Below are 25,908 nucleotides of genomic sequence, written 5' to 3'. Positions count from 1 at the left end.
CTGGTGGTGGCCGTCGCCTAGTGGTGCCCGCCCTCGGCGCGGCGCAGGGCGTGCGGGGCGAGCCGGTGCAGCCCCCGCACCCGCACCGGGCGCATCGAGCGCAGGGCGAGCCCGTCCGCCCCGTCGAGGGCGTCGGCCAGCTCCCGGTCGACCAGGATGGTGTCCGGCTTGGCCACCGACGTGAGCCGCGCGGCGATGTTGACCACCGAGCCGAACGCGTCGCCGAAGCGCACCAGCACCGGGCCCAGCGCCATGCCGACCCGGATGCCGGGCAGCGTGTCGTCGTCCGCGACGTGCTCCGCGAGCTCGAGGGCGATCGCCGCGGCGTCCCGGGGGTCCTCGACGGCGAACATGACCTCGTCGCCCACGGTCTTGACCACCCAGCCGTGGTGCTCGGCGATGACGCCCATGGTGGCGGACTCGAAGTGCTCGAGCAGGTCGTCGAGCTGGGTCGGGTCGAGCTGGCGGGTCAGCCGGGTGTAGCCGACGATGTCGGCGAACCCGACGACGAGGGTCCGCCGGCCGACGTCCTCCCCCGCGCCCGCGAACGCCCGGGTGCTGTTGACCACGAGGTGGCGCCGCCAGGCGTAGGTCTGCAGGCCCTCGATGATGGGCAGCAGCTCCCCGGTGATCTCGGCGACCGCGTCCCCGAGCCGGTCGGGGTCGACGTCACCGTCGCGCTCGGCCACCACCGCCAGCTGCTCGACGACGTAGCGGCGCACCAGGTCGGTCTGCCACTCCGCGAGCCGGGACAGCGACTGGCCCAGCGCCCGGACGATGGGCACCTCCATCTCCGGCTTGACCACGCCGTCGGCCACCAGCCCGGTCACCTGCTGCAGGGCGTGCAGGTCCTGGTCGGTGAACAGCGCCGCGTCGTCGTCGCCGCTCTCGGCGAAGCCCATCGCCACCCACAGCCGGCGGGCCCGGTCCAGCGGCACCCCGGCCTGCTCCGCCATCTGGCTGCGGGTGTACCGGCGGGGTCCACCGAGCAGCACCTCCTCGAGGTCGCGCTGCACGCGCTCGAGCGCGGCCTCGCCCTGGCGCAGCGTGGCGGGCAGGACGTCGCCCGGCGAGGCGGCGTCGCCGTCACCGCCGGGCTCGTCCGCGGCGTCGGTGTCCCCGGTCCCCGCCCCGTCGCGGTCGTGGTGGTCGGAGCGGGACCGGCGGGAGCTCACCGCGTGGTGTGGACGATCAGCACGTCGCACTTCGCCTTGCGGGCGGCGTCGGAGGGCACCGAGCCGAGCAGCCGGCCGGTGAGCGAGTTCAGGCCCCGGTTGCCGACGACGAGCAGGTCCGCGTCGAGGTCGGTGACGATCTGCATCAGCGACTCGACGGGGTCGCCCTTGACGGGGCGCTTGGAGATGTCCTTGGCGCCGGCGGCGTGCGCGCGGTCCGACGCCGTCTGCAGCGTGTCCTCCGCGGGGGCGGAGCCGACGACCTGGTAGGCCTCGTCGCCGAGCGCCTTCTCGGCGTCCTTCACGTCCTTGCCGCTGTTGGGGTAGTACGCGCAGACGATCACCAGCGTGGCGCCGGCGTCCCCGGCGATGGCGCCGGCGCGGTCCACGGCCTTGAGCGAGGAGTCCGAGCCGTCGGTGCCGACGACGACAGTGCGGTAGGCGGTCAACTGATCCTCCAGGAGGGTCGCAGCGGGCCACGGTGCCCGGTCCGCGCAGAACTTATCCCGAGAGGCTGCCCGCGCGCGCCCCCTGCGCGTGACCCGTCGTGGTCGTGTCGGGGTCGCGCCCGCCCGCGCCGACGTCGGGCAGCCGCGGGTCGCGGGCGTCGGGGTGGGGGCCGCGCGAGCGGGCCGCCAGCACCGCGGCCACGAGCAGGGCCACGGCGGCGTACCCGGGGCTGTTGCCCGTCACCTGGTCCAGCCAGGTCCACCGCTCGTGCTCGAGGTCCTCGCCGATGGGCAGCGACCACACCACGCCGAGGCTCCACAGCACCGTGACCGCGGCCAGCGGGTAGCGCCAGGAGCGGTACTGCCGGGCGGCGAGCAGCGGGACGAGCAGGATCACGTAGGACCAGTGGTGGGTGACCGACAGCGGCGCCACGAGCAGCGCGACCAGCGCGACCACCCCGGTGGCGACCACGTGCTCGCCGGCGACGGTGAAGCGGTGCGCGGCCCACGCTCCGGCGACGACGACCACCGCGGAGAGCGCCAGCCACACCGCGGTGCGGGTGCTGCCGTCGAGCCCGGCGCGGGCCACCAGCCCGGTGATCGCCTGGTTGGGCCCGTACTCGGCGCCACCGCCGCGGCTGCTGTTGAAGAACTCCGAGGTCCAGTACTGCTTGGAGTCCGACGGGTCGATCACCCAGCCGATGACCGCGCACGCCAGGAACGCCGCGGCGGAGCGCACCACCGACGCCCAGTCCCGGCGCAGCAGCAGCAGCAGCCCGAACGCGGCGGGGGTCACCTTGATGGCCGCGGCCACCCCGATCCCGACGCCGCGGAACCGGGCGGGCACGACGCCGAGGCAGTCCAGCACCACGAGCGCGACGATGAGGATGTCGACCTGGCCGAAGCTCAGCGCCTCGCGGACCGGCTCGAGCAGCAGGGCGGGGGCCAGCAGCACCAGCGGGGCCAGCGGGGGCGACTCGACGCCCAGCCGCGAGCACACCGCGGTCAGCACCCACAGCACCAGCAGCACCGAGGCCACCGTCCACACCCCGTGGGCGACGGGGTCGGCGAGCAGCGTGAACGGCACCACCATCACCGCGGCCAGCGGGGCGTAGATGAAGCGCAGCCCGGCGGGGCCCTGGAAGTCGGGGCCGTAGAGGGCGACGCCGTCGAGGTAGGCCCGCCCGCCGGCGCGGTAGACGTCGAGGTCGATGAACCCGTGGCCCGCGATCTCGATGCCGCAGCCCACCGCGAGCGCGGCGGCGGCCACCAGCAGCAGGGCGCGCCCGGGGGCGGCCCGGACCTGCGCGGTCAACGTCATGGCCCTGAGCTCCTCGTGGTCCGTGCGGCGCGGCGCTGCCCCGGCGCCCGGTGGCGAGGGTAGCCCGGCGGCGTCGGCGCCCGGGCTCACCGGGCGCCGGGCCGGGGGTGGCCTACGGTGGACGGAGTGCGCACCCCCCGCCGCCGCTGGGTGGTCCTGCTCGTCGTCGTCGTGCTGCTGCTCGCCGGTGCGGTGGCCGTCGTGGCGGTCCGCTCCTCCGACGAGCCCGCCGTGGCCTCGACCGACGTCACCATCGACGTGCTCGACGGCCCGGCCCGCGACACCCCGCAGCGCCTCGACGCCACCTTCTACACCCCGGCGGTGACCCCGGCGCCGGTGGTGATGCTGGCGCACGGCTTCGGCGGCAGCAAGGACTCCGTCGCCGACCAGGCCCGCGCCCTGACCCGCGCCGGGTACGCGGTGCTGGCGTGGAGCGCCACCGGCTTCGGGGCCAGCACCGGCCAGATCTGGCTGAACTCCCCGGACCACGAGGTCGCCGACGCGGTGCAGCTGGTCGACTGGCTGGCCGCCCGCCCGGAGGTCGCGCTCGACGCCCCGGGCGACCCGCGCGTCGGCGTGGCGGGCGAGTCCTACGGCGGCGCGCTGGCCCTCGAGCTGGCCGGGGTCGACCGGCGGGTGGACGCGGTGGCGTCCTCGATCACGTGGAACGACCTGGGCCAGGCCCTCTTCCCCGACCTGGCCGCGCCGAGCGCGCCCGACGCGGGGACCCCGGCGGCGGGCGCCACCGGGTCCGACGGGGTGCTCAAGCGCAGCTGGGCGGGCATCTTCTTCGGGTCCGGCCAGGCCCGGCCGGGCGGGGGCGGCGGGGGGGGTGGCGGGGGTGGTGCCGCCGCGCCGACGGGCGACCCGACGTGCGGCCGGTTCGCCCCCGAGATCTGCGCCGCCTACCAGCAGGCCGCGGTGACCGGACGGCCGACGGCCGCGCTGCTCGACACCCTGCGCGCGGGCTCCCCCGCCGCCGTGGCCGACCGGGTCACCGCGCCGGTGCTCCTGGCCCAGGGCGAGCAGGACACCCTGTTCGGCCTCGACCAGTCCGACGCCACCGCCCGGCAGGTCAGCGCCGGCGGCGGGGCCGTCAGCACGTTCTGGTTCGCCGGCGGGCACGACACCGGGGGCACCACCCCGGCGGTCCGCGACCGGGTGGCGCAGTTCCTCGACGTCCACCTGCGCGGTGCGGCCGACCCCGACGGGGCCGCCGCCCCCGGCGCGTTCTCCTACGAGGTGCCGGGCTCGGTCCGCACCGACGGCACCGTGCGCACCCGCACCGTCCGCGCCGAGGGCTACCCCGGTCTGGCCGGCGCTGCCGCGACCCCGACCACGACCCAGCAGCTGCGCGGCGGGGACGCGACGGTGGTGCGGCCGCCCGGCGCCACCCCCGCCGCCATCTCCACCGTGCCCGGGCTGGGCGCGCTGGCCGGGGCCGCGGCGGGCGCGCTCAGCGGGCTGGCGAGCCTCGACCTGCCCGGCCAGACGGCCACCTTCACCACCGACCCGCTGACGACCCGGCTGGTCGCGACCGGGTCGAGCCGGGTCGCGCTGACGGTCGCCGAGCTGCCCACCGGCGGCGCGCCCACCGGTGAGGCCGTGCTCTACGCCAAGCTCTACGACGTCGCCGCCGACGGCAGCCGCACCCTGCCCGGGGGCGCCGTGGCGCCGCTGCGCGTCACCGGCCTGCCCGCCGACGGGTCACCGGCCACGGTGGTGGTGACCCTGCCGGGCATCGTGCGTCCCGTCGAGGCGGGCCACCGCCTCGAGCTCGCCGTCGCCACCACCGACCAGGCCTACGCGACGCCCGCCACCCCGCAGCTGCTGCGGGTCGGCCTGGCGGACCCCGCGCTCGCCGTGCCCACCGTCGCGGGCGCGGCCACCACCACCTCGACGGTCCCGCTCGCGCCCCTGCTGGGCATCGTCGCCGTGCTGCTGGCGGTCGTCGCGGCGCTGGGGGTCGGCCTGCTGCGCCGTCGCCGCGGCGCCGGGGTCGACGTCGACCCGGCCCTGGCTGACACCCCGCTGGTGGTCCGCGGCCTGGCCAAGAGCTACGCCGACGGGTTCCGGGCCGTCGACGGCGTCGACCTCACCGTGCGGCACGGCCAGGTGCTCGGCCTGCTCGGGCCCAACGGCGCGGGCAAGACGACCACGCTGCGGATGCTCATGGGTCTGATCACCCCCAGCGACGGCGAGATCCGCGTCTTCGGCCACCGCATCCGGCCCGGCTCGCCGGTGCTCTCCCGGCTGGGCTCGTTCGTCGAGGGGTCTGGGTTCCTGCCGCACCTCTCGGGGCAGGCCAACCTGCGGCTGTACTGGGAGGCCACCGGCCGCCCCGCCGCCGACGCCCACCTCGAGGAGGCACTGGCCATCGCCGGGCTCGGCGCCGCGGTGGGGCGCAAGGTGAAGTCCTACAGCCAGGGCATGCGCCAGCGCCTCGCCATCGCCCAGGCCATGCTCGGCCTGCCGGACCTGCTCGTGCTCGACGAGCCGACCAACGGCCTGGACCCGCCGCAGATCAAGGCCATGCGCGAGGTGCTGCGCGACTACGCCCGGACCGGGCGCACCGTGCTCGTCTCCAGCCACCTGCTGGCCGAGGTGGAGCAGACCTGCACCGACGTCGTCGTGATGCACAAGGGCCGGGTGGTCGCGGCCGGGACCGTCGCCGAGATCGTCTCCGCCGACGGCCGGGTGGTCGCCCGCGTCGACGACACCGCCGCCGCGGTGACCGCGCTGCGCGGCCTCGACGGGGTCGGCGCGGTGCACGAGTCCGAGCCCGGCGTCGTCCAGGCCGACCTCGAGGGGGTCCCCGCGGCCGATGCGGTCCGCACGCTGGTCTCCGCCGGGGTGTCCGTCACCTCCGTCGCCCCCCGCAACCGGCTCGAGGACGTGTTCCTCGCCCTCGTCGACACCCCGACCGCGGCCCACCCGGGCGGCCCGCCGCAGGAGGACCCGCAGTGAGCACCGACACCGGCACCGCGCGCACCCCGGCCGGGGACGACCCCGCCGCTGACGGCCGGGCGCGGGGCTACCGCGCCTCGCGCACCCTGGGGGTGCGCACCGAGCTGCGCCGCCAGCTCACCCGGCGCCGCACCCAGGTCAGCCTCGGGTTCCTGGTGCTGCTGCCGTTCCTGCTGGCCATCGCGTTCACCTTCGGCGACAGCTCGGGCGGCGGCGGCGGCGGGGGCGGGCGGGGCGGCAGCGGGCTGGTCGACCTGGCCACCTCGGGCGGGCTGAACTTCACCGTGTTCACGGTCTTCGCCTCGGTGGGGTTCCTGCTCGTGGTCGTCGTGGCGCTGTTCTTCGGCGACTCGGTGGCCAGCGAGGCGTCGTGGTCGAGCCTGCGCTACCTGCTCGCGGTCCCGGTCCCCCGCTCCCGGCTGCTGCAGCAGAAGGCCGTGGTGGCGGCGCTCGTCGCGCTGGCCGGCCTGGTGCTGCTGCCCGTCGTCGCCCTCGCGCTCGGCACCGTGGTCTACGGCACCGGCCCGTTGGTGAGCCCCGTCGGCGACGCGCTGCCCTTCGGCACCGGCCTGCTGCGGCTGCTCGTGGTCGTCGGCTACACCGCGGTGCAGCTGTCCTGGGTGGCGGGGCTGGCCATGCTGCTCTCGGTGGCCACCGACGCCCCGCTGGGGGCCGTGGGCGGGGCCGTGATGGCGACCATCCTCTCGGAGATCCTCGACGCGATCCCCGCCCTGTCCGGCGTCGCGTGGGTGCTGCCCACCCACTACTCGTTCGCGTTCACCGGGGCGCTGACCGCGGAGCTCGACTGGGACCAGATGACCCGCGGTGCGCTCTCGGCCCTGCTGTACGCCACCGCGTTCGGCACGGCGGCGTGGCTGCGGTTCCGCCGCAAGGACATCACGAGCTGAGGACGGGCCGGCGCGCCACGAGCAGGACGTGGGTGGTGGGCCAGGGCAGCGGCTGCCCCGCCGGGGTGGTCAGGGTGGCCGCGGCGGCGAGCAGGTGCTCGACGACCCACTCGTTGCGCCACGGCCCGGACCGCTCGTCGACCTCCAGCCCGGCCGCGGTGACCAGCTCGCGCCAGCCGTCCCACGTGACGGCGCAGAACTGCTCGTGGGTCTCGGAGAGCCAGCTGTCGGTGTAGGTGTGCTTGCTCAGCAGCTCCATGGCGTCGCCGAGGCGCAGCGCCAGGGTGCGGTCGTCGAGGACGGTGTGCGCGAACGCGGTGCCGGTGTGGCGGCGGAAGTCCTGGGCGAACTGGGCCACCCGCCCGGCCGGGGTGCGGGCCTCGAGGTGGGCGCGCGCCGCCTCGGGGCCCAGCGCGGCGAGGTCGACGGCCGGCTCGTGCAGGCCCGGCTCGTGGAACACCAGGTGCACGGGGGTGTCGGGGTCCTCGGGCCCGCACACGTCGGAGTTGATCCACACCCCGCCCGGGGCGGTCTGCTCGGCCACCGCGGCGACGAAGCGGCGCAGCCCGTCGAGCCCGCCGGCGTAGCTGAGGATCTCGTGGGTCAGGGCGAAGGTCAGGCTGGTGTCGACCGAGCCCGGCGCCGCCACCGGGCCCGCCATGACGTTGCGCTGGTGGAAGAAGGTGCTGGGGTTGGCGAAGACGCCCTGCTCCAGCTTGTGGCGGCACTCCTCGTAGAGGTGCCGGGACACCTCGACCCCGATGAGGTCACACTCCGCCAGGGCCGGGTCCGCGGCGGCGCGCTCGAGCATGGCGCCGGTGGCGCAGCCGATGTCGACGATGCGGCCCGGGCGGACGAACGGCCGGGCCTGGGCCCACTTGCGGTCGGCGGCGTCCTCGAAGGCCCGGCTGTAGGTGCGGTAGTCCCGGGTGTCGGTGAGCGAGCCCTCCGACCCGACGACGGGGTCGGCGGTGACGGTGCGGACGAGGTCGTCGAGGGCGTAGCGGTCGACGAGGTCCACCGTGGCGGGGTGGGCGTGGTCGCGCCAGGTGCCGTCCCCGGCGGCGAGCAGGCCGAGGACCTCCCACGGCCGCAGCGGGGCCTCGGGGTGGTCGAGCTCCACGGGCGCCACCCGGTAGCCGAGCGCCCGGTAGGCCCGCAGGACGGCCGGCGTCGAGCAGGCCACCACGGTGGTGGCGGGGTCGGGCTCGCAGCGGCCCCCGGTGGCGTGGCCGACGGAGGCGACGACGAGGGCGGCGAACCGGTCGGTGGCGGGCACGTCGACCACGGGCACCACCAGCGAGCGCAGCCCCTCCTGGGCGGAGAAGCGCTCGATCGCCGCCTCCCGGCGGTGCCCGGGCACCGGGTTGCGCCGCGTGTTCTGGTGGTTGGCGCTGGTCACGGCCCACACGACCGTCGCGTCGGGGGCCAACTCGAGGCGCTGGGCGTCGGTGTCGGTCGCCCGGCCGGCGAGCAGGTCGGCCAGGTAGCGGGCCTGGAACCGGGTGAGCAGGTGGTGGCGGCCCGGCAGCAGGACGTGGGTGAGCACGCCCGCATCGTGCCGGGCGCCGGGCTCACACCACCAGCCGCAGCGTCCGTGCTGCCGGGGCCAGCTCGACGCGGCGGCCCCAGCGCAGCTCGAGCGCGTCGTCCTCGATGCCGTCACCGAACGCGACGAGGCGGTCGGACTCCACGTCGAGCAGCAGCGGCTCGTCGGTCACCTCGCCCGCGGTCACCCGGGTGCTCGTGCCCGGCGAGGCCCACGCCTCGCGGACGAACCAGACCAGCCGCCGCTGCGTCGGGCCCGGCAGCGCCGCCGCCGCCGCCCGCTCCCGGGCGACCGAGCCGCACCACCCGGTGGCCCCGGTCCCGGTGCCGACGAGCACCCCGGAGGACGCCTGCCGCTCGGGCTGCCCGCCTGCCGGGGTGATCCGGTAGCGGGCGGTCTGGTGCCCGGGGTGACCCAGGTACACCTCGTTGAGCGCCCGCAGCACCTGGCCGTCGTCGGTGGTGGCCTGCACCATGACCCGCTCCTCGACCGCGGGGTGCGCCACCGCCGCCCGCAGCAGCCCGGCCGCGGCCGCGGGTCGGTGGGTGACCAGCACCCCGGGGTTGCGCCCGGGCTCGCCGTCGACGCCCACCACGGGCTGCCCGTCGAGGTAGCCGGCCACGTTCGCCACGAGGCCGTCCTGGCCGACGACCACCACGACGTCCTCCGCGGCGAAGAGGAAGCGGGGCAGGTCCGCCCGCTCCACCGCGCCGCGGCGCCAGTCCAGCGGCACGGCCGCGGAGACGGTGCGGACGGCCTCGGTGAGCGCGTCGTGGCGCTCCTGCACCTCCGCGAGCCCCCGGCCACGCGCGGCCAGCGCGAACTCGGCCTGGCCGCGGGTGCCGTGGCGCTCGAGGAGCTCCTCGAGCTCGGTGCGCCGGGTGACGAGGACGACCCGCGGGGCCAGGCTCACGACGGCTCCCCCGCCGCGGCTGGGCCACCGCCGGTCCGGCCCAGCCGGGCGAGCACCGGGGCGAGCAGGTCCGGGGTGAGCACCAGGCTCTCGACCTTCGGCAGGCCGCGGGCCAGCTCGTGCAGCGCGAGGGCCAGCAGCACCCCCTCGCCGACGTCGCGGTGGGCGTCGAGGTGGGCGCGCTCGGCGTCGGCCTGCGCGGCCCCCACGGTGCGCACCCGCTCCGCGTCGACCTCCGTGGCGACCCGGGTCCGCGCGGCGCGGGCGTCGGACTCGACCGCCGCGGCCGCGGCCTCCTCCTCGGCCCGGCGGCGGGCGTTGGTGCCGCGCTGGGTGACGAGCTGCTCCTCGCGGCGGGCCAGCTCGACCTGGCTCTGCAGCTCGTTCTCCCCGATGGCCCGCTCCCGCTCGACGGCCACGGCCCGGCGCTCGTAGGTGGCGCGGTCGGCCTCCTGCTGCACCCGTTCCCGCGCCGGGGTCTGCAGCGCCTTCTCCACGTCGGGCTGCGGCCGGATCGCGACCACCCGGACGTCGAGGACGGCGAGACCGGTCTGCGACAACCGGGGGTCCGAGGCCAGCCCCTGGGCGGCCTCGGCGCGGACGGCGGCGACCCCGCCGACGAGCGCCTCGGCCAGCGGGGTGCGGGCCAGCAGGTCCAGCACCCGCTGCTGGGCGCTCTCGGTCAGCAGCCCCGCGAGCTGCGCCAGCGGGGTGCCCCGCCACGCCCCGGTGTCCGGGTCGACGGAGAAGTCGACGCGCTGCGCGGCCAGCCCGGGGTCGACGACCCGGCTGGTGAGGCTGAGCTGGACGGTCACGTCCTGGAAGTCCGCGGTGCGGGCGTGGAACACCAGGGGCAGCTCGCGGTCGTCGACCGGGACCTCGGAGAGCACCGCGGTGCGCGGGGAGAACCAGAAGCTCAGCCCGGTGCCCTCGTGCACCACCGCGCCGCCCCGCTGGTGGCGGACGTGCACGGTGGGCGCTCCCCGCAGGTGGCGGAGGAAGGGGTAGTGCGCGATGTCGGCCATGTCGGACCTCCTCGGTGGGGTGCCACCGAGAATAAGCGCATCAGTGCTTTATTGCAACGAGCCTCAGCGCACCCCCGCGGCGTCCATGCCGCGCAGCTCCTTCTTCAGGTCGGCGATCTCGTCGCGCAGCCGGCCGGCGAGCTCGAACTGCAGGTCCCGCGCCGCCGCCATCATCTGGTCGGTCAGGCGCTGCACGAGGTCGGCCAGCTCGGCCCGGGGCATGGAGCTGACGTCCTGACCCTGGTACACCCCCGAGCTCGCGGCCCGCCCCGCCTCGCCCGGTGCCCGCTTGCCGCGGCTGGCGTTGCGCCCCGAGCCGCCCACGGCGACCACGGCCTCGGTGTCCTCGGCCTCCGCGTAGACCTGGTCGAGGATGTCGGCGATCTTCTTGCGCAGCGGGCGCGGGTCGACGCCGTGCGCGGTGTTGTAGGCGATCTGCTTCTCGCGGCGGCGCTCCGTCTCGTCCATCGCGTACTGCATCGAGTCGGTGATCCGGTCGGCGTACATGTGCACCTCGCCGGAGACGTTGCGCGCCGCGCGGCCGATGGTCTGGATGAGGGACTTGCCGCTGCGCAGGAAGCCCTCCTTGTCCGCGTCGAGGATGGCCACCAGGGAGACCTCGGGCAGGTCGAGGCCCTCGCGCAGCAGGTTGATGCCGACCAGCACGTCGTACTCGCCCTGCCGCAGCTGGCGGAGCAGCTCGACCCGGCGCAGCGTGTCGACCTCGGAGTGCAGGTAGCGCACCCGGATGCCCAGCTCGAGCAGGTAGTCGGTGAGGTCCTCGGCCATCTTCTTGGTCAGGGTGGTCACCAGCACGCGCTCGTCGCGCTCGGCCCGGACCCGGATGTCGTGCACCAGGTCGTCGATCTGGCCCTTGGTCGGGCGGACCTCGAGCTTGGGGTCGACGAGGCCCGTCGGCCGGATGACCTGCTCGACGAACTCCCCCTGCGCCCGGGCCAGCTCGTAGTCACCGGGGGTTGCGGAGAGGTACACCGTCTGGCCCACCCGCTCGCTGAACTCCTCCCAGGTCAGCGGGCGGTTGTCCGTGGCCGAGGGCAGCCGGAACCCGAACTCGACGAGGTTGCGCTTGCGGGACATGTCGCCCTCGTACATGCCGCCGATCTGCGGCACCGTCACGTGCGACTCGTCGATCACCAGCAGGAAGTCCGGCGGGAAGTAGTCGATGAGCGTGGCCGGGGCGGAGCCCGCGGCGCGGCCGTCGATGTGGCGCGAGTAGTTCTCGATGCCGGAGCAGAAGCCGACCTGGCGCATCATCTCCACGTCGTAGCCGGTGCGCATGCGCAGCCGCTGCGCCTCGAGCAGCTTGCCCGCCCCCTCCAGCTCGGCCAGCCGGGACTCCAGCTCCGCCTCGATGTCCCGGATGGCGCGCTCCATGCGCTCCGGACCCGCGACGTAGTGGGTGGCCGGGAAGATGCGCACCGAGTCGACCTGGCGCACCACGTCCCCGGTCAGCGGGTGCAGGTAGTACAGCGCCTCCACCTCGTCGCCGAAGAACTCGATGCGGATGGCCAGCTCCTCGTAGGCCGGGATGATCTCCACGGTGTCCCCGCGCACGCGGAACGTGCCGCGGTTGAACGCGAGGTCGTTGCGGGTGTACTGCACGTCGACCAGGGCGCGGAGCAGCGCGTCGCGCGAGACCTCGCCGCCGACGTCGAGCTGCACCGAGCGGTCGAGGTAGGACTGCGGGGTGCCCAGGCCGTAGATGCACGACACCGAGGCCACGACGACCACATCACGGCGGGACAGCAGGTTCATCGTCGCGGAGTGGCGCAGCCGCTCGACGTCGTCGTTGACCGAGGAGTCCTTCTCGATGTAGGTGTCGGTCTGCGCGATGTAGGCCTCGGGCTGGTAGTAGTCGTAGTAGCTGACGAAGTACTCGACCGCGTTGTTGGGCAGCATCTCCCGCAGCTCGTTGGCCAGCTGCGCGGCCAGCGTCTTGTTCGGCGCCATGACCAGCGTGGGCCGCTGCACCTTCTCGATGAGCCACGCCGTGGTGGCCGACTTGCCGGTGCCGGTGGCACCCAGGAGCACCACGTCCTGCTCCCCCGCGGCGAGCCGCTTCTCCAGCTCGGCGATCGCGGTGGGCTGGTCACCCGCCGGCTCGTACTCGCTGACGACGCGGAACGTCCCGTCGGAGCGCGGGACGTCCTCGACGGGTCGGAACTCCGACTGCGGGAGGCTGGGGTTCTCGGTCGCGAAGGCCACGGGTCCAGGGTAGGCGCGGGCCCCGACAAGTTCCGGGCCACGGCAGGGCCACCCCGGCCGCTACCGTGCCGGGGTGGCCCTGCACCCCCCGAAGCACGAGACCTTCGACGTGGGCGCGAGCACGAACGTGGACCCCAAGGGCACCACGCGCCCCGTGGACACCTACCGGGAGACGGCCTGGGGGCTGTACCTGTCGCGGCCGGCCGACCACGAGAGCTTCCACCACCTGGAGTCGTGGCTGCTGCCGGGCCTCGGCCTGCGGGTGACCGTGTTCCACTTCACCGCAGGCCACGAGCGGGACCAGGACTTCTACGTCGACCTGGGCGAGTACACCCGCCCCGCCACCCCCGGCGGGGCCTGGACCGGGGTGGACCACTACGTCGACCTGGTGGTCCGGACCGGCCGCGGCACCGAGGTGCTCGACGTCGACGAGCTGGTCGAGGCCCACGCCGCCGGGCTGCTGGGGACCGGGGACACCCGGCGCGCCATCGAGCGGACCGCGGTGGCCGTCGACGGGATCGCCAGCCACGGCCACGACCTCACCGCCTGGCTGGCCGGGCTGGGGCACCAGCTCAGCTGGCGCTGACGGGGACTCGCGCTCAGCCGGCGCCGGCGGCGTCCCACCCGGTCGAGGCGGCCCACGCCCGCGCCGGCGCCCGCCACGCCGGGTCCGGCCCGGCCCGCCACGCCTGCAGCGCGACCGGGTCGGCGCTCAGCCAGTCCCGCCACAGCAGGGCGTCCTCGTGCTCGCCGTGCCCGGCCACCGACACGGCCACCACGGCCGCGCGCGCCGGGTCGCCGGAGCGCAGCACGCCGTCCGGGCCCGGCAGCAGCCCGGCACCCGCCAGCCCGTCGCGCACCGGCGCCACGTCGTCGGCCCGGTGCACCGCGACGGACACCGCGAGCACGTCCACGCCGGCCATCCCCGGCACGGCCGTCGGCCCCACGTGGTCCACCCGGGCGGCGCGCTCCCCCGCCACCGCGGCGACCCGCGCGACCAGCCGACGGGCCTGCGCGGGCCAGGTCGGGTCGGCCGCCACCACCGCCGTGGGCAGGGCGGGCAGGCCGCGCACCCCGCGCAGCGTCTCCTCGTAGGGCACCAGCCGCTCGCGCCACAGCGCGTCGACCACCGGGCCCAGGTCCTCGGGGGCACCGGAGTTGTCCAGCCACACGTCGGCCACGGCGCGGCGCTGCTCGTCGCCGGCCTGCGCGCGCAGCCGGGCGCGCGCGTCCTCGGCCGTCATCCCGCGCACCTCGACGAGCCGGCGGACGCGCTCCTCGGGCTCGGCGTGGACCACCACCACGAGCGGGAACCACGGCGCCATCCCGCCCTCGACGAGCAGCGGGACGTCCTGCACCACGACGGCCCCGTTCGGGGCGGCGGCGACCAGCTCGGCGGTGCGGGCCCCGATCCGCGGGTGCAGCACGGCGTTGAGCCGGCGCCGCGACTCGTCGTCGGCGAACGCGACCGCGGCGAGCGCCGGGCGGTCGAGCGACCCGTCCGCGGCGAGCACCCCGTCGCCGAACTCGGCGACCACCGCGGCGAGGCCGTCGGTCCCGGGCGCGACCACCTCGCGGGCCACCGCGTCGGAGTCCACCAGCACCGCCCCGAGCCCGGCGAGCCGGCGCGCCACGGTGGACTTCCCGGCCCCGATGCCGCCCGTCAGACCCACCCTCAGCACGCCCGGGAGTCTGGCACACGGCCCACCCCGGGGGCCCCCGCGCGCCTGCCGGGCCCCGGACCCCCCGCGTCCTACGGTGGGGCCCCAGCCCGGACGCCGGTGCTGGCAGGCCCCACCGTGACCAGGAGGACCCATGCCGAGCCGTCCCGCCCCCGCCGGGCGCCACCGCCTCGGGCTGCCCGGCTCGTGGCACTGCGTCGAGCACGCCGCCGTGGCCACCGCGCTCGAGGAGCACCGGCGCACGTGGTTCACCGGGCTGCTCACCCCCGCGCGCCACAGCCTGGCCGGGCTGCGCCGCCGCGCGGTCGCCCCCGACCTGCGCTGGGCCGTCGCCGCAGCCGGCTGACCGGCAGCGGGCACCCGCGACCCACCCCCGGACGACGAGAGGCCCGACCACCCTGCGGTGGTCGGGCCTCTCGTCGTGCTCAGCCGGTCAGCACCGGCCCGGGCTCACGCCCCGCCGGAGAGCTTCTCGCGGAGGGCGGCGAGCTGGGCGTCGCTGGCGAGCGAGCCACCGGACTGCGCCGGGGCCGCGGCGGGCGCGCCCTCGGTGCCCTCGTCGTCGTCGGCGTCGTTGCTGACACCGGTCTCGGACGAGTAGTTGGTGCCCGCGGCGTCGGCGGCCTCGTCGGCCGCGGCCTTCTCGACCTGCGCCTTGTGCTGCTCGTGGCGACGCTCCGCCTCGGCGTAGCGGCGCTCCCAGTCCTCGCGCTGCTTCTCGTAGCCCTCGAGCCACTCGTTCGTCTCGGAGTCGAAGCCCTCCGGGAAGATGTAGTTGCCCGCGTCGTCGTAGGAGTCGGCCATCCCGTACTTGGACGGGTCGAACTCGGCGGCGAAGTCCTCGTTGGCCTGCTTGAGGCTCAGCGAGATGCGGCGACGCTCGAGGTCGATGTCGATGACCTTGACCATGACGTCGTCGCCGACGCCCACGACCTGGTCCGGGATCTCCACGTGGCGCTCGGCCAGCTCGGAGATGTGCACCAGGCCCTCGATGCCCTCGTCGACGCGGACGAACGCACCGAAGGGCACCAGCTTGGTGGCCTTGCCGGGGACGATCTGGCCGATGGAGTGCGTCCGGGCGAACTGGCGCCACGGGTCCTCCTGCGTCGCCTTGAGCGACAGGGAGACGCGCTCGCGGTCCAGGTCGACGTCGAGCACCTCGACGGTGACCTCGGTGCCGACCTCGACGACCTCGGACGGGTGGTCGATGTGCTTCCAGGACAGCTCGGAGACGTGCACCAGGCCGTCGACGCCACCGAGGTCCACGAAGGCACCGAAGTTGACGATGGAGGACACGACGCCCTTGCGGACCTGGCCCTTCTGCAGCTGGTTGAGGAACTCGCTCCGGACCGCGGACTGGGTCTGCTCGAGCCACGCCCGGCGCGACAGGACCACGTTGTTGCGGTTCTTGTCGAGCTCGATGATCTTGGCCTCGATCTCCTGGCCCACGTAGGGCTGGAGGTCGCGGACCCGGCGCATCTCGACGAGCGAGGCGGGGAGGAAGCCCCGCAGCCCGATGTCGAGGATGAGGCCGCCCTTGACGACCTCGATGACGGTGCCCTTGACGGGCTCGTCCTTCTCCTTGAGCTCCTCGATCGTGCCCCAGGCGCGCTCGTACTGCGCGCGCTTCTTGGACAGGATCAGGCGACCCTCCTTGTCCTCCTTCGTGAGGACCAGGGCCTCGACCTCGTCGCCGACGGAGACGACCTCGTTGGGGTCGACGTCGTGCTTGATCGAGAGCTCGCGCGAGGGGATGACGCCCTCGGTCTTGTACCCGATGTCGAGCAGGACCTCGTCCCGGTCGACCTTGACGATGGTGCCCTCGACGATGTCGCCGTCGTTGAAGTACTTGATCGTCGCGTCGATCGCAGCCAGGAAGTCCTCGGCGGAGCCGATGTCGTTGATCGCGACCTGGGGGCTGCTGGACGAGAGGGTGGTGGTGGGGGGCATGTGGTGGAGTGCTCCGGGGATTGGGTGTCGGTTGACGGATGTTCGGCCTGGCGGTGACGCTGTGGTCCGCGGCGCCGCCGTGACGGTGGCACCGTGGATCGGGTGGGTCCGGTCGTGACGCAAGCGGTCCGCGGCGCGGTGACCTGCACCGCACCGGGGTGACGACGGGGCGTGGCGGCCCAGCTCGGGCCACGCTGCAGCGACGACGCTTGCGTCGATGGACATTACTCGGGTGCCCCGACACCCGGCAAACCCGTGCGAGGTGGAGGTCCCGGTGCCGTCGGACGACGCGTCCCCGCAGGTCAGCCCGTCCGACGGCGCCCCGGCGCCGACCGACGACCGCCACGGTGCGGCCGTCGCGTCGCTCGGGGTCGTCGGCCCGTCGCGGCGGGCCCGGGTCGACGCCGCGTCGACCACCCGGGCGAGCCGGTCGTGGTGGGACGCCGACGCGGCCGACTACCACCGCACCCACGCCGACTTCCTCGGCGTCGACGCCCCCGGGGGCGCGTTCGTCTGGTGCCCGGAGGACCTGCACGAGGACGAGGCCGGCCTGCTCGGCGACGTCGACGGCCGCGACGTGCTCGAGGTGGGCTGCGGCTCGGCCCCCTGCTCCCGGTGGCTCGCCGCGCACGGGGCGCGCGCGGTCGGGCTCGACCTCTCGGGGGCGATGCTGGCCCGTGCCCGGGAGGCGGTGCGGGCCGACGCGGCGCGCGCCGCGGCCGCCGGCGAGCACCCCGTGGCCCTGGTGCAGGCCACGGCCGAGGCCCTGCCGTTCGCGGCCGCGTCGTTCGACGTCGTCTGCTCCGCGTTCGGCGCGGTGCCGTTCGTCGCCGACCCGGGCCTGGTGATGCGCGAGGTGGCCCGGGTGCTGCGGCCGGGGGGCCGCTGGGTGTTCGCCACCAACCACCCGGTGCGGTGGATCTTCCCCGACGACCCCGGGCCCCGCGGGCTGACCGCGACCATCCCCTACTTCGACCGCAGCCCGTACGTGGAGGTCGACGCCGACGGGACGCCCACCTACGTGGAGCACCACCGCACCCTGGGCGACCGGGTGCGCGACGTGGTCGCGGCCGGGCTGGAGTTGCTCGACGTCGTGGAGCCGGCGTGGCCGGAGCACCTGGAGCGGGAGTGGGGGCAGTGGAGCCCGCTGCGCGGCGAGATCTTCCCCGGCACGGCCATCTTCGTCACCCGCAAGCCCGCGTGAGCGCCCTCGACGACCAGGCGGCGCGCTGGGCCGCGCTCGACCCGCTGCTGCCCATCCCCGCGGCCCCCGCCGGCGAGGTCCGTACCGGGGCCGGCTGGGCGGCGGTCCTGCAGCCGCGGACCCCGGGGCCCGACGACCCCGAGCTGCTCTCCGCCGCTGACGCCTCGCTGGAGGTGACGGCGGTGCTCGGCGCGGACCCCGCCCCGGGGCTGCGGGCGCTGCTGCCGCTCGCCCTGGCCGAGGCCGCGGAGGTGCCCGGGCGGGCGACCGTGCTGAGCTGGCCCAGCCGGGACGTCGCCGCCACCCGGGTGCTGCTCGACCACGGGTTCGCGCCCCTGTCGGTGGTGGCCGTGGCGGCGCGTCCGACCGGCCGCCCGGACGGGGCCGTGCGCACCGCCGGGCCGGACGACCTGGCCACGGTGCTGGCCCTGGTCCTCGCCGAGCGGGCCTACTCGGTGAGCACCGGGCCGGCCGTGGCCCGGCCCGGGGACGCCGCGCTGCTGGAGGCGGAGCTCGCCGCGCGCCTCGGCGGGGCGGGCACGGTGTGGCTGGCCGAGCGGGCGGGCCGCGCGGTGGGGGTACTCGACGGTGGCCTCGTCTACGCCGCCCCGGGCAGCTGGCTGGCGGGTCGGCTGCCGCTCGGGGTGTGGGGCGCGGTGCACCACTGCGGGGTGCTCGACGCCGACCGCGGCGGCGGGGTGGGCCGGCGCCTCGTCGAGCACGCCCACGCCGCGTGGTCGGCCGCGCAGGGCGTCGTCCTGCACTACCACCCGGCCAACCCGCTGTCCTCGGTGTTCTGGCCCCGCCGGGGCTACCGCCCGCTGTGGACCGTCTGGGAGCACCGCCCCCCGCCCCGGGGCTAGTGGGCGGCGTCGTCCCAGGAGCGGCCGGTGCCGACGGAGACGTCCAGCGGCACGTCGAGCTGGTATGCCGCGCCCATCTGCGAGCGCACCAGCGTCTCCACCTGCTCCCGCTCCCCCGGCGCGACCTCCAGCACGAGCTCGTCGTGCACCTGCAGCAGCATCCGCGAGGACAGGCCCGCGTCGTGCAGCGCCAGGTGCACCCCGAGCATGGCCTGCTTGATGATGTCGGCGGCGCTGCCCTGGATGGGGGCGTTGAGCGCGGCCCGCTCGGCCACCTCGCGGCGCTGCCGGTTGTCCGAGGTGAGGTCGGGCAGGTAGCGGCGCCGGCCGAACAGCGTCGAGGTGTAGCCGTCCTTGCGGGCCTGCTCGACGACCTCGTGCAGGTAGTCGCGCACCCCGCCGAAGCGGGCGAAGTAGGCCTCCATCTGCTCGCGCGCCTCCTCGGTGGAGATGCCGAGCTGGGCGGAGAGGCCGAACGCGCTCAGGCCGTAGGCCAGGCCGTAGCTCATGGCCTTGACGCGGCGGCGCAGCTCGGGGGTGACCTCCTCCAGCGGCACCCCGAACGCCCGGGCACCCACGAAGGTGTGCAGGTCCTCCCCGGTGTTGAAGGCCTCGATCAGCCCCGCGTCCTGCGACACGTGGGCCATGATCCGCATCTCGATCTGGCTGTAGTCCGCCGTCATCAGCGTCTCGTACGCGGCGCCGCCGGACCCCCGCCCGACCACGAACCCCTCGCGGATGCGGCGGCCCGCGTCGGTGCGGATGGGGATGTTCTGCAGGTTCGGCTCGGTGCTGGACAGCCGGCCGGTCGCCGCGATCGTCTGGTTGAACGTGGTGTGGATGCGGCCGTCGTCGGCGACGGACTTGAGCAGGCCGTCGACCGTCACCTTGAGCCGGGTGGCGTCGCGGTGGGCCAGCAGGTGCTCCAGGAACGGGTGGCCGGTGCTCTCGAACAAGGTCTCCAGCGCGGCCGCGTCGGTGGTCCACCCGGTCTTGGTCCGCTTGGTCCGCGGCATGTCGAGCTCGTCGAACAGCACCACCTGCAGCTGCTTGGGCGAGCCCAGGTTGATCTCCTTGCCGATGACCTCGTAGGCCGACGCGGCGGCCGCGGAGACCTGCGCGGCGAAGCCGGACTGCAGGTCGGTGAGGTGCTCGGTGTCCACCCCGATGCCGTCGGCCTCCATCTCGGCCAGCACGCCGAGCAGCGGCAGCTCGAGCTCGGCGAGCAGCGCGTGGCCCTCGATGCCGGCGAGCTCGGTGTCGAGGGCGTCGGCGAGGTCGGCCACCGCCCGGGCGCGCAGGATCTCCCCGGTCGCGACCTGGGCGGCCGCCGCGGTGTCCGCGTCCTCGCCCTCGGCCCCCGAGGCGTCGAGCAACGAGAGCTGGCCGTCCCCGTCCTCTTCCACCCGCAGCTCGCGGTGCAGGTAGCGCAGCGCCAGGTCGGCGAGGTCGAAGCTGCGCTGCCCCGGCCGCACCAGGTAGGCCGCGAGCGCGGTGTCGGAGGTGGTGCCGCGCAGCGCCCAGCCGCGGCCGCGCAGCGCGTGCAGGGCCCGCTTCACCTCGTGCGCGGCCTTGGGGACGGTCGGGTCGGCCAACCAGTCGGCCAGGGCCGCGTCGTCCTCCGGCGAGGCGTCGGCGGCGAGGACGAAGGCGCCCTCCCCGTCGGCCGCGGCCAGCGCGACCCCGGTGAGGTCACCGCCCGCGGGGGTGCCGACGCCGGTGACGGACAGGCCCACCCGGGACCCGTCGCGGGCGTGGGCGTCGAGCCACGCCGCCACCTCGCCCGGCGCGAGGGCGACCCCGCTGACGTCGAAGCCCTCCTCCGCCTCTGGCTCGGAGGACGACAGCGTCGCGAACAGGCGGTCGCGCAGCACGCGGAACTCGAGGTCGTCGAAGAGCTGGTGGATCTTCTCCCGGTCCCACGGCGCCAGCGCCAGCATGTCCGGGGAGTAGGGCAGGTCGACGTCGCGGACCAGCTCGGTGAGCTGCCGGTTGCGCAGCACCGAGGCGAGGTTCTCCCGCAGCGCGTCGCCGACCTTGCCGCGCACCTCGTCGACCCGGGCCACCAGCTCGGTCAGCGAGCCGTACTGCCGGATCCACTTCGACGCCGTCTTCTCCCCCACCCCGGGGATGCCGGGCAGGTTGTCGGACGGGTCGCCGCGCAGCGCCGCGAAGTCCGGGTACTGCTCGGGGGTGAGGTCGTACTTCGCCGCCACCTCCTCGGGGGTGAACCGCGTCAGCTCCGAGACGCCCTTGCGGGGGTAGAGCACCGTGACCCCGTCGGTGACCAGCTGCAGCGCGTCGCGGTCCCCGGTGCACACCAGGACGCGGTAGCCCTCCGCCGCGGCCCGGGTGGTGAGGGTGGCGATGATGTCGTCGGCCTCGTACCCGGCGATGGCCATGACCGGGATGCCCAGCGCGCCGAGGACGTCCTTGGTGATGTCGACCTGGCCGCGGAACTCGTCGGGGGTGGCGCTGCGGTTCGCCTTGTACTCCGGGAACGTCTCGGCCCGGAACGTCTGCCGCGACACGTCGAACGCCGCCGCCACGTGCGTGGGCGCCTCGTCGCGCAGCAGGTTGATGAGCATCGAGGTGAACCCGTAGACCGCGTTGGTGGTCTGCCCGCTGGTGGTGCGGAAGTTCTCCGCGGGCAGCGCGAAGAACGCCCGGTAGGCCAGGGAGTGCCCGTCGAGCAGCAGCAGGGTGGGGCGGGGCCCGGCCTCGTCCTGCCCGGCCCGGCCCGGCTCGGTGGTGGCGGCGGTGGCCGAGGGGCTGGCGGCGGGGCTGGGTGTCACGGGGCCCGAGCGTAGTGACCTCCCCCGACGGCCGCGGCCGGACGAGCGTGACCGCCGGTGCCGCCCGGGTCACACGAGCGTTGCGCAACGGTTACACCGCGGTCCCGGCTGCTGCGGCATGATCGGCGGGCCCCGCGGCTAGGTTCCCACCGACCCGTGACGCCGACCGCCGTCCGCGCCCGGTCGCGAGCCCCCGCCCCCGAGACCACTCACCGCGCCTGAGACCAGAAGGAGCCCCCGTGCCCCCTGCTCCACCCCCCGTCCGGGTGCCGAGGGCGAGCCACGTCCTCGTCGTGCTGCTGCTCGGGGTCCTCGGCGTGCTCGCCCTCGGCGGGACCGCCCTGGCCTCGGCCGCCGCCCCGGCGCCGGCCGCCGCACCGCTGGCCGCGCAGGCCACCGGCGGCGTGCAGGTCAGCGGCACCCTGACCAACGGCGGCGACCGACTCTCGGGCGTCACCGTGAAGGCGCTCGACGCCACCGGGGCCGAGGTCGCGACCACCACCTCCGGCAGCGACGGCCGCTTCCAGCTCACCGTCCCCGCGGGGACCTACACCTTCCAGGTGGACCCGGCGACGCTGCCTGCGGGCGTGAGCGTGCAGGGCGACGTCACCCGCCAGGTCAGCCAGGGCCAGCTCGCCGTGGTCCTGTTCTCCTTCGGCCAGCCGCGTGAGGCGCTGCAGACCTCGCTGGTCGACGACATCGTCAACCGCTCGGTCGACGGCCTGCGCTTCGGCCTCGTCATCGCCATCACCGCGGTCGGGCTGAGCCTGATCTACGGCACCACGGGGCTGACGAACTTCGCCCACGGCGAGCTGGTCACCCTCGGCGCCGTCATCGCCTGGGTGGTCAACGTCAAGCTGGGTGTGCAGCTCATCCCGGCGACGGCGATCGCCATCGTCGTCGGGGTGGGCGTGGGCATGCTCAACGACCTCGCCATCTGGCGCCCGCTGCGGCGCCGACGGTCCGGCCTGGTGGCCCAGCTGGTGGTCTCCATCGGGCTCTCGATCGCGCTGCGCTACCTGATCCTGGTGTTCTTCTCCGACCGGTCGCAGCCCTTCGCCGACTACCAGGGCCAGGTGCAGAAGACCTACGGCCCGGTGCAGCTGACCGACGTCAACCTGGCCTGCATCGTCATCAGCTTCCTGGTGCTGGTGGGGGTGGCGCTGCTGCTGCAGCGCACCCGCATCGGCAAGGCCATGCGGGCGGTGGCCGACAACCGCGACCTGGCCGCCTCCTCGGGCATCGACGTCGACCGCGTCGTGCTGTTCGTGTGGGGCCTCGGCGGCGGGCTGGCCACCCTCGGCGGCGTGCTGTTCGGCATGAGCGAGCTCGCCGGCACCGTGCAGTACGAGATGGGCTTCAAGCTGCTGCTGCTCATGTTCGCGGGCATCACCCTGGGTGGTCTCGGCACCGCCTACGGCGCGCTGCTCGGCTGCGTCATCGTGGGCCTGCTGGTGCAGCTGTCCACCCTGGTCATCAACCCCGACCTGAAGTACACCGGAGGACTGCTGGTGCTCATCGTGATCCTGATCCTCCGCCCGCAGGGGATCCTCGGCTCCCGCTCCCGGATCGGCTGACGCGATGATCGACATCGTCACGCTGCTGCGCGACTCCATCGCCCAGCTCGTCGGACCCTCCGCGATCTTCTACGCGCTGCTCGCCATCGGGCTGAACCTGCACTTCGGCTACACCGGGCTGCTGAACTTCGGCCAGATCGGGTTCGCCCTCATCGGCGGCTACGGCGTCGGCATCATGGTCATCACCTACGAGCAGCCGCTGTGGGTGGGGGTGCTCGTCGGCCTCGCCGGGGCGGGCCTGCTCGCCCTGGTGCTGGGCATCCCGACGCTGCGGCTGCGGGCCGACTACCTCGCCATCGTCACCATCGCGGCGTCGGAGATCCTGCGGCTGATCTTCCGCTCCACGGCGACGAGCCCCGTCACCGGCGGCACCCGCGGGCTGTTCGGGTTCGCGACGCCGTTCACCGACGCCAGCCCGTTCGAGCCGGGCAAGCGCTACGAGCTCCTCGGCATCGGGTTCCTCGGCAACGACCTGTGGTCGATGCTCGTGGGCTGGACCTTGGTCGCGATCGTGTCCGTGCTGGTGTTCCTGCTGGTCCGCAGCCCCTGGGGCCGGGTGCTCAAGGCGGTGCGCGAGGACGAGGACGCGGCCCGCTCGCTGGGCAAGAACGTGTTCGTCTACAAGATGCAGGCCCTGGTGCTCGGCGGCGTGCTCGGCGGCATGGGCGGGGTGTTCAACGCGCTGCAGACGCAGTCGCTGAACCCCGACTTCTTCTCCACCGCGCAGACGTTCTTCGCCTACGCCGCCCTGATCCTCGGCGGCGCGGCCACCGTGCTGGGGCCGGTGGTGGGGGCCATGCTGTTCTGGTTCCTGCTCTCCTTCACCGACGGCTTCCTGCGCCAGGCCTCCGCCGGCTCCGACGCCCTGCTGCCGCTGACCAGCCAGCAGGTCGGCGCCCTGCGGCTGATCCTGGTGGGGGTGTTCCTCGCCCTGCTCATGGTCTTCCGGCCGCAGGGCATCCTGGGCAACAAGCGAGAGGTGCAGCTCGATGCCAAGTGACGACACCGCCGGGGCGCACGCCGCCGGCACCACCGACGACCCGGTCGAGGAGGCGCTGCGCGCCGACCCCGGCCCCACGGCGGGCGCGGGCGGGGTGCGCGCGGTGGGCACGGCCCTCTCGGCGGAGGAGCGCCGCGCGCTGTTCGCCGACGTCCCCCGCGAGCCCGGCGCGCCCAAGCCGGACCCGGCGCTGGTGGCCGACGGGATCACCCGGCAGTTCGGCGGGCTCAAGGCCGTCGACGTCGCGCACGTCGAGTTCCAGCGCGGCTGCATCACCGGCCTGATCGGGCCCAACGGCGCGGGCAAGACGACGCTGTTCAACCTGCTCACCGGCTTCGACCAGCCCAACACCGGCACCTGGAGCCTGGACGGGGAGTCGCTGGGCCGGTCGGCGCCGCACTCGGTGGCGCGCAAGGGCGTGGTCCGCACCTTCCAGCTGACCAAGGCGCTGTCGAAGATGACCGTGCTCGACAACGTCAAGCTCGGCGCGACGGGGCAGACGGGCGAGCGCATCCTCGGCGCCCTGCTGCCGTGGACGTGGCGCAAGCAGGAGCGCGAGGTCGACGCGCGGGCCCGGGAGCTGCTGGCCCGGTTCAAGCTCGACGCCAAGGCGGACGACTTCGCCGGCTCGCTGTCCGGCGGGCAGCGCAAGCTCCTGGAGATGGCGCGCGCGCTGATGATGAACCCGCGGGTGGTCATGCTCGACGAGCCGATGGCCGGGGTGAACCCGGCGCTGACGCAGAACCTGCTGGCCCACGTGAAGAGCCTGCGCGACGAGGGCATGACGGTCGTGTTCGTCGAGCACGACATGGACGTCATCCGCGACATCAGCGACTGGGTCGTCGTCATGGCGCAGGGCTCGGTCATCGCGGAGGGCCCGCCCGAGGAGCTATCCAGCAACCAGGCCGTCGTCGACGCCTACCTCGGTGGGCACCACGACCGGGCGCTGGAGTTCGACGCCGACGGCAACCCCGTCGGGGAGACCGCCGAGATGGTGGCGGAGATGGAGCGCGAGATGGCGGCCGGGGCCGACCCCGGCGCCGACCCCACCCACGCGGGCAGCACCACCGGACGGAAGGACGCGTCGTGAGCAGCAGGGAGCGCACCACGGACGAGGACACGGCGGGCCTCAGCGCCGCCGAGCTCGCCGCGCGGCCCGAGGAGCACAACCGCCTCGCCGAGGGTGCGCTGATGCGGGCCGACGACATCACCGCCGGCTACGTGCCGGGGGTGAACATCCTCGAGGCCTGCAACTTCTTCCTCCGCCAGGGCGAGATCGTCGGCATCATCGGCCCCAACGGTGCGGGCAAGTCGACCCTGCTCAAGACGCTGTTCGGGCTCATCCCCGTGCGCAAGGGCGCGGTCACCCTCGACGGGGGCGACATCACCTCCGCCAAGGCCCACGTGCTGGTGACCAAGGGCGTCGGCTACGTGCCGCAGAACCAGAACGTCTTCCCCTCGCTGACCATCGAGGAGAACATGCAGATGGGGATCTACCTGCGGCCGAAGAAGTTCGGTGAGCGGTTCGACTTCGTCTCCGACCTGTTCCCGCTGCTGGGCCAGCGGCGCAAGGTCAAGGCGGGCGCGCTGTCCGGCGGGGAGCGGCAGATGGTGGCCATGGGCCGGGCGCTGATGATGGAGCCCTCGGTGCTGCTGCTCGACGAGCCGTCCGCGGGCCTGTCGCCGATGTTCCAGGACGAGGTGTTCGTCCGCTGCAAGCAGATCAACGCCCGCGGGGTCTCGATCATCATGGTCGAGCAGAACGCGCGCCGGTGCCTGCAGATCTGCGACCGCGGGTACGTGCTCGACCAGGGCCGCAACGCCTACACCGACTCCGGGCCCAACCTCATGAACGACCCCAAGGTCGTCGAGCTGTACCTGGGCACGCTCGCCGGGTCGTCGGAGAAGAAGACCCCCGAGCCGGCCCCGCCGTCGCTGAGCAAGGAGAGCTGAACGGGGAGAGCTGACCGGGGACACCTGACCCGGCCGCACGCCGAGCAGCCACCGACGGCCGCGGACCCCACCCGGGGGTCCGCGGCCGTCGTCGTGCGCGCGCCCTTCCCCCGGGCGGCCCCGGGGGCGCACCATCGGTGCGTGACGACCCTGCTGGCCTACCTGGCGGTGTTCCTCGGCCTCGACGTCCTGGCGCTGGCCGGATACGCCGTGGACAGCCGCGCCTGGCCCAACCCGCTGCAGCGGACCGCCCCGCGCCGCTCCTCGCCGGCTCCCCCGGGCTAGGCGGAACCAGGTCCCCTCCCCCGACCCCGGACGCACCGGAGGCCCGGCACCGGACGCTCCGGGCCA

Annotated in this window: 21 protein-coding genes; 11 read left to right on the top strand and 10 right to left on the bottom strand. The window is 74.8% G+C overall.

All coding sequences use genetic code 11. The features are described from left to right. Nucleotides 1-17 precede the first annotated feature (17 nt). The 3 genes from ACYVOF_RS09365 to ACYVOF_RS09355 all read right to left on the bottom strand — a co-directional run bounded on the left by ACYVOF_RS09365 (nt 18) and on the right by ACYVOF_RS09355 (nt 2,945). Nucleotides 18-1,058 carry an adenylate/guanylate cyclase domain-containing protein gene (locus ACYVOF_RS09365; RefSeq protein ID WP_460865878.1) on the bottom strand — a complete coding sequence of 347 codons (1,041 nt, stop codon included), beginning with the start codon at nt 1,056-1,058 and terminating at the stop codon, nt 18-20. Between the two features lie 113 nt (nt 1,059-1,171). After that, on the bottom strand, nt 1,172-1,624 hold the full coding sequence (locus ACYVOF_RS09360) for a universal stress protein (protein ID WP_460865852.1): 453 nt from the start codon (nt 1,622-1,624) through the stop codon (nt 1,172-1,174). Nucleotides 1,625-1,676: 52 nt separating this feature from the next. Next, nucleotides 1,677-2,945, bottom strand: a complete 1,269-nt coding sequence (locus ACYVOF_RS09355) for a glycosyltransferase family 87 protein (RefSeq protein ID WP_460865850.1) — start codon at nt 2,943-2,945, stop codon at nt 1,677-1,679. A 126-nt stretch (nt 2,946-3,071) separates the two neighbouring features. Between ACYVOF_RS09355 and ACYVOF_RS09350 the strand changes: the two genes are divergently transcribed. Together ACYVOF_RS09350 and ACYVOF_RS09345 are read left to right on the top strand one after the other, a co-directional pair. After that, on the top strand, nt 3,072-5,912 hold the full coding sequence (locus ACYVOF_RS09350; protein ID WP_460865848.1) for an alpha/beta fold hydrolase: 2,841 nt from the start codon (nt 3,072-3,074) through the stop codon (nt 5,910-5,912). Next, nucleotides 5,909-6,820, top strand: coding sequence for an ABC transporter permease (locus tag ACYVOF_RS09345; RefSeq protein WP_460865846.1), 912 nt, complete (start codon nt 5,909-5,911; stop codon nt 6,818-6,820). The genes ACYVOF_RS09350 and ACYVOF_RS09345 overlap by 4 nt, the downstream gene beginning before the upstream one ends. Here the strand turns inward: ACYVOF_RS09345 and ACYVOF_RS09340 are convergent. The 4 genes from ACYVOF_RS09340 to uvrB form a co-directional block, all read right to left on the bottom strand. Next, on the bottom strand, nt 6,810-8,369 hold the full coding sequence (locus ACYVOF_RS09340; protein WP_460865844.1) for a hypothetical protein: 1,560 nt from the start codon (nt 8,367-8,369) through the stop codon (nt 6,810-6,812). The genes ACYVOF_RS09345 and ACYVOF_RS09340 overlap by 11 nt on opposite strands. Nucleotides 8,370-8,394: 25 nt before the next feature. Further along, nucleotides 8,395-9,282 (bottom strand): hypothetical protein, encoded by an 888-nt coding sequence (locus tag ACYVOF_RS09335; RefSeq protein WP_460865843.1) that lies wholly within the window; start codon nt 9,280-9,282, stop codon nt 8,395-8,397. Beyond that, the gene (locus ACYVOF_RS09330; RefSeq protein ID WP_460865841.1) at nt 9,279-10,307 is read right to left on the bottom strand and encodes an SPFH domain-containing protein; all 1,029 of its coding nucleotides are present in this window, start codon (nt 10,305-10,307) and stop codon (nt 9,279-9,281) included. Before ACYVOF_RS09330 ends, ACYVOF_RS09335 begins: the two co-directional genes overlap by 4 nt. Before the next feature lie 63 nt (nt 10,308-10,370). Beyond that, nucleotides 10,371-12,533, bottom strand: a complete 2,163-nt coding sequence (uvrB, locus tag ACYVOF_RS09325) for an excinuclease ABC subunit UvrB (protein WP_460865839.1) — start codon at nt 12,531-12,533, stop codon at nt 10,371-10,373. Between the two features lie 79 nt (nt 12,534-12,612). On the opposite strand from uvrB, the gene ACYVOF_RS09320 reads away from it, so the two are divergent. Beyond that, the gene (locus tag ACYVOF_RS09320) at nt 12,613-13,119 is read left to right on the top strand and encodes a ribonuclease FAU-1 family protein (RefSeq protein WP_460865876.1); all 507 of its coding nucleotides are present in this window, start codon (nt 12,613-12,615) and stop codon (nt 13,117-13,119) included. 13 nt (nt 13,120-13,132) lie between these two features. Here the strand turns inward: ACYVOF_RS09320 and coaE are convergent, their stop codons facing one another. Next, on the bottom strand, nt 13,133-14,215 hold the full coding sequence (gene coaE / locus ACYVOF_RS09315) for a dephospho-CoA kinase (RefSeq protein ID WP_460865838.1): 1,083 nt from the start codon (nt 14,213-14,215) through the stop codon (nt 13,133-13,135). Between the two features lie 133 nt (nt 14,216-14,348). Between coaE and ACYVOF_RS09310 the strand changes: the two genes are divergently transcribed. Further along, nucleotides 14,349-14,561 (top strand): hypothetical protein, encoded by a 213-nt coding sequence (locus tag ACYVOF_RS09310; RefSeq protein WP_460865836.1) that lies wholly within the window; start codon nt 14,349-14,351, stop codon nt 14,559-14,561. A 104-nt stretch (nt 14,562-14,665) separates the two neighbouring features. On the opposite strand, the gene rpsA is transcribed toward ACYVOF_RS09310, so the two are convergent. After that, nucleotides 14,666-16,165, bottom strand: a complete 1,500-nt coding sequence (gene rpsA, locus ACYVOF_RS09305; protein ID WP_460865834.1) for a 30S ribosomal protein S1 — start codon at nt 16,163-16,165, stop codon at nt 14,666-14,668. A gap of 274 nt (nt 16,166-16,439) precedes the next feature. Between rpsA and ACYVOF_RS09300 the strand changes: the two genes are divergently transcribed. Next, a complete protein-coding gene (locus ACYVOF_RS09300; RefSeq protein ID WP_460865832.1) occupies nt 16,440-17,369 on the top strand; it encodes a class I SAM-dependent methyltransferase in 930 nt (309 codons plus the stop codon). Beyond that, entirely contained in the window at nt 17,366-18,232 is an 867-nt protein-coding gene (locus ACYVOF_RS09295) for a hypothetical protein (RefSeq protein WP_460865831.1), read from the top strand. Before ACYVOF_RS09300 ends, ACYVOF_RS09295 begins: the two co-directional genes overlap by 4 nt. Here ACYVOF_RS09295 and polA read toward each other — a convergent pair. Beyond that, complete coding sequence (gene polA / locus ACYVOF_RS09290; RefSeq protein WP_460865829.1) at nt 18,229-21,027, bottom strand: DNA polymerase I; 2,799 nt, start codon at nt 21,025-21,027, stop codon at nt 18,229-18,231. The genes ACYVOF_RS09295 and polA overlap by 4 nt on opposite strands. A gap of 266 nt (nt 21,028-21,293) precedes the next feature. Here polA and ACYVOF_RS09285 point away from each other — a divergent pair, with 266 nt between their 5' ends. The 5 genes from ACYVOF_RS09285 to ACYVOF_RS09265 all read left to right on the top strand — a co-directional run bounded on the left by ACYVOF_RS09285 (nt 21,294) and on the right by ACYVOF_RS09265 (nt 25,842). Further along, a complete protein-coding gene (locus ACYVOF_RS09285; protein WP_460865827.1) occupies nt 21,294-22,604 on the top strand; it encodes an ABC transporter permease subunit in 1,311 nt (436 codons plus the stop codon). 4 nt (nt 22,605-22,608) lie between these two features. Continuing rightward, complete coding sequence (locus ACYVOF_RS09280; RefSeq protein WP_460865826.1) at nt 22,609-23,604, top strand: branched-chain amino acid ABC transporter permease; 996 nt, start codon at nt 22,609-22,611, stop codon at nt 23,602-23,604. Next, nucleotides 23,594-24,694, top strand: coding sequence for an ABC transporter ATP-binding protein (locus tag ACYVOF_RS09275; protein ID WP_460865824.1), 1,101 nt, complete (start codon nt 23,594-23,596; stop codon nt 24,692-24,694). Before ACYVOF_RS09280 ends, ACYVOF_RS09275 begins: the two co-directional genes overlap by 11 nt. Then, a complete protein-coding gene (locus tag ACYVOF_RS09270; protein WP_460865822.1) occupies nt 24,691-25,557 on the top strand; it encodes an ABC transporter ATP-binding protein in 867 nt (288 codons plus the stop codon). The genes ACYVOF_RS09275 and ACYVOF_RS09270 overlap by 4 nt, the downstream gene beginning before the upstream one ends. Nucleotides 25,558-25,698: 141 nt before the next feature. Then, a complete protein-coding gene (locus ACYVOF_RS09265; protein WP_460865821.1) occupies nt 25,699-25,842 on the top strand; it encodes a hypothetical protein in 144 nt (47 codons plus the stop codon). Nucleotides 25,843-25,908: the final 66 nt, after the last annotated feature.

Source organism: Rhodococcus aerolatus, assembly GCF_054783215.1.
The sequence above is the reverse complement of the archived record's forward strand: the minus strand, read 5'-3'. Positions and strand labels throughout refer to the sequence as shown.